The sequence below is a fragment of the Flavobacterium sp. genome, from assembly GCF_050696275.1.
Taxonomy (GTDB): Bacteria; Bacteroidota; Bacteroidia; order Flavobacteriales; family Flavobacteriaceae; genus Flavobacterium.
This window is the reverse complement of record NZ_JBOGUT010000061.1, coordinates 1-4,067: the sequence shown is the minus strand read 5'-3', so window position 1 is coordinate 4,067 and position 4,067 is coordinate 1. Positions and strand designations below refer to the sequence as shown.

Genomic DNA, 4,067 nt, shown 5'->3' with positions numbered 1-4,067 from the left:
GCTATTTCCTGCTATCCGCTTTATCTTTTTATCTCGTTCCAAAAAACGAGACAAAAAGGATACCGCTGCCATCAGGGCTAGGGGATTTTCTTTTTAATCGATGTTTTTATTTCCAGTTACCACCAAACAAAAAGGACGAGCTTTTTACGGCTCATCCTTGCATTTGTGGGTGGGTGGTGTGCCTCACGAAGCACAAACCGAATCTGGAATATTACCAACAATTATTGAAAAAGGAATATTGATTTTTTAGATATTCAGATACTTTTTTTTCATCATCAGAAAAATATGTCCTTTTTCTGTTTTTTACAAATTCCCAAACTTTCAAATCAGAATCAGCATAAATAGTATCAGTTGTCTTTCCATTTTTTACCAAGAAAGAATATGTTAACATATCTAAACCTTCCAACTCAACCTTTTTCATTTCTTTTATCTCGTCAATAAAAGTTGGATTACCATCAGTTAATATCTCCATTTTTGCATGACCTTCCTTATTTCTCCAAAAAGAATCTTCGTTAAGTTCTTTTGCAAAATGATTAGCGGTATGCATAAATTTGACAACCTCAATCTTGTTTTTGGTTGTTTCTAACGGTAATATTTTTGAACTACAAGAAAAAAGCAGTATTACTGTTGATATTAAAAAAAATTTATTCATGTTATTTTATAATTTTATTCGAAGTTACACTTTCAGTAGGAACCATAAGAGCTCTATAATTATTTCTAGGATTCTCATTTAATTTTATATTTATTTGAGACGACAATGTTGTAGCTCTTGCTTCTTCTTGGTTAGGATATTTTACAGTTCCTAGAAAAACAGAATTTGAATCCCTTCTAGCAAAATAACTTGTACTAGAAGACATGTAATCAAAGGCATGTATAAGTTCATGTCCCAATACTGAAGTAGGAGAATTCACTTTGGCAGTTTTAGCTAATTTCCCATTACCATAGTATTGGTCCATTAAATTACTTTCGAAACTATTTTTTGTATCATCAAATAAAACTCCTTTAACATTGTTAAAATGTATTGTTCCGATATCAGAAATTGACTTGGTTGAATTATTTTTTGAATTAGGGTAACTTCTTCCAAAATTAAATATTGAACCTTCTAAATCATTTTCAGAATCTTTTCTTTGAACCACTGACAATTCTCTTGAATCATTAATTAATGATTGCACAACATTCACCGTTTTTCCATCTACTTCAATATTAGAAGCCTCATAAAGTCTATCTAATGCCTCATAAGCATCAGCAAGAAAACCTCCAGCTCCACCTTTTACTTTTGAGTAATCTCTATCTTTTTGATATGTATATTTAGCTTTCTCTCTATTATCTTTCCCATAATAAATATCAATTTCATTTCCATCTGGGTCCACAAAAAACATAGGATTATTAATAGCATATGTGTAAGGAGATAATGTAAGATATTTTTCAGCTTTTGCATCCATATTCATCCATCTTCCTAAAGCTGGGTCATAATTCCTCGCTCCATAGTCGTACATATTCAGTCCCAGCTCGTCTTGCAATTCTTTTCCATTATATTTATACTGGTACCCCCTAGGACACGCAATACAAGGTTCTAAACCAGTGCCACTACCCGCTTTAATATAAGCTTTTTGGCTCATATTGTAATTCTTGTGCTTCAGGCCAAAAGGATAATAATTATTCTCTTCCAATGTTTTAAGAACGCCTGTGGCTGGGTCTACACCATAACTCAATCGTACATTCCCCAAATGATCTGTATAATTATATACGTAATTGTACACATTTGTTCCGTTTACCACCGTATTGTTCACATACCCTTCCGCGTGCGGGAAAAACTGCAATACATTATCTACATACTGAAAACCGTCAAAATAGAGTGTAGTCAGTGCTGCACCGCTTTGGGTAACTGTTTTCTGCAATTTGGTTCCATCAGCGGTATAAAGATATTCAATTCTTAGATTGTTATCATTATTAAAAACGATTTTTGTGGGTAAATTCAGATGGTTGTATACAATGCTGGTAATCTGCTTGTTGGCATCACTAATCATATTCCCGTTGGCATCATAGGTATAATCATCGGCGGGTCCGTGGCTCCGGTACTGTCGTCTTTAAATCCGTTAGGATTGTTGGTGCTGTCAAACACCTTGGTCAGCTGGTTTTTGTTGTCTGCGTGGTAGCTGTAGGCCAGGTTGTCAATTTCGAGCTGGTATATTGCATCGTCATATTCTCCGGTACGAGCCAATGTTGTGATGTTCCCGTTCTTGTCATAAGTCTGGGTCTCATTGTACGAATTGGTCGTGGGAGAAGCCGTTCCTGGTTTTTGATACGTCGCTTTTAGCAATCGGTTCAGGTTGTCGTAATTGTAGCCGTATTTACGCAGTACATTGTCATTTTTGGTTTTCCATAAGGTTTCCGAAATGTTCCCGTTGTAGAGGTTCGGCACACCATATATCCCATGAGACTGGTTGTCATTGTCCTGGTAATTCAGTTTAAAAGCAAACAAATCCTGCGGGTCGCTGCCTTGGGTCAGGTTTGCCGTATCGTTGATGCTTTTGAGCCAGCCACGGATGTTGTAGGTGTAATCTACTTTTTTAGGAGCTATTTCCTGCTATCCGCTTTATCTTTTTATCTCGTTCCAAAAAACGAGACAAAAAGGATACCGCTGCCATCAGGGCTAGGGGATTTTCTTTTTAATCGATGTTTTTATTTCCAGTTACCACCAAAAAAAAGGACGAGCTTTTTACGGCTCATCCTTGGATATTATGGGTGGGTGGGTGGTGTGCCTCACGAAGCACAAACCGAATCTGGGAATCTGAAATTATCTATCATCAACCCCAAACACATTCATTATTAATTACTTTGTATGGATAATAATCCTCTGTCCAATTATCTCCATCAACAGATATTATAAGGCACAAAGCGTTTCTTTTTATAGTTTTTACATTTATAAACACATCATAGGCTATAGCTCCAGCTTGGATGCTATTATTATGCAGTTTATTAGAAAACTCGTCTTTCAAGACATTAATAAGTTTTACTCCTTCTATAATTTCATTTGAATCATCATAAATCATTACAGGTTTTATCTCTTCATCAATTAATTCCGAACCAAATGGAGCAAACTCACCCATGTCATCAATAAATAATTTTGCTCTGTAAAAAATATCTTTTTTTAAACTTATTATTAAATCTTCATTTACTTTCATACTATTATAACATATTAGGGTCAGTCTTTGGTTTTGGCTCTGGTAATGGAAGTGGACGCCTTGAAGTTCCTGTACTTTCAATAACAGTATTATTTTGATATGTCTTTATTTCAAAACCAGCTTTTTTTAATGGTTCACTTAATTTAGCACTTTGATTGATAATTAATTCAGGTTTCACACCGTTACTTTCAGATTCTGCTTTCTGTAGTCTCAACTGTCTTGTTAATGATTGATTTTTAACATCTTTTATTTCAACTGTACCACCATCAGGTTTTATAGCATCAGGAACTGTAGTTCCCTCTTTTCCTGTTTTTGGGTCAACTTGGGTTACTGGTTTAGTATTTTTTTCCAATCCGCTATTAGCTAATTGTTCAGTTTCTGTATTTCGACCTCTTGAAAAATTCTCTAATGTACTTTCAGAATATTTCGAGACAGTTTCAGATGTTTTGCCAGTTACTTCGATAGTACTTCTAGCTGTACTCATTAAAGTTGAAGTAGACATTGGTGGCTCTGATGCCATTATGTTAAGCCAAGGACTTGTTAATTCCAATCCTTCCAATTCTCTTCCCATTCCCATTTTGTTTTCTTGGAATGCATACGGAGAATTATATCTATAATCTTCAGACAACGGGTCAATACTCATAAATCGACCAATAGCATAATCATAGTTTCTCCACTTAAAGCTATCCCAGTTAAGCCCTAGCTCGTCTTGACGCTCTTGTCCTTGGTATTTATAATTATACTTAAAGCTCAACGGACAACCCACACACGGTGGTTGCATTCCTACTCCGCTACCAGCCTTGATATACGCTTTTTGGCTCATGTTGTAGTTGGCATGCTTCAACCCAAAAGGATAATAATTATTCTCTTCCATGATCTTGA

5 protein-coding genes are annotated in these 4,067 nt (G+C 35.5%); all 5 read right to left on the bottom strand.

Translation table 11 applies throughout. The features are described from left to right. Positions 1-211: 211 nt before the first annotated feature. The gene (locus tag ACRDEC_RS16905; RefSeq protein WP_431499548.1) at positions 212-652 is read right to left on the bottom strand and encodes a hypothetical protein; all 441 of its coding nucleotides are present in this window, start codon (positions 650-652) and stop codon (positions 212-214) included. Between the two features lies 1 nt (position 653). After that, positions 654-2,027, bottom strand: a complete 1,374-nt coding sequence (locus ACRDEC_RS16900) for an RHS repeat-associated core domain-containing protein (protein ID WP_431499547.1) — start codon at positions 2,025-2,027, stop codon at positions 654-656. Next, complete coding sequence (locus ACRDEC_RS16895; RefSeq protein ID WP_431499546.1) at positions 2,024-2,482, bottom strand: hypothetical protein; 459 nt, start codon at positions 2,480-2,482, stop codon at positions 2,024-2,026. The genes ACRDEC_RS16900 and ACRDEC_RS16895 overlap by 4 nt, the downstream gene beginning before the upstream one ends. Positions 2,483-2,807: 325 nt before the next feature. Continuing rightward, complete coding sequence (locus tag ACRDEC_RS16890) at positions 2,808-3,185, bottom strand: hypothetical protein (protein ID WP_431499545.1); 378 nt, start codon at positions 3,183-3,185, stop codon at positions 2,808-2,810. A 4-nt stretch (positions 3,186-3,189) separates the two neighbouring features. Further along, on the bottom strand, positions 3,190-4,067 hold an 878-nt coding region (locus ACRDEC_RS16885), incomplete at its 5' end, for a putative toxin (RefSeq protein WP_431499544.1).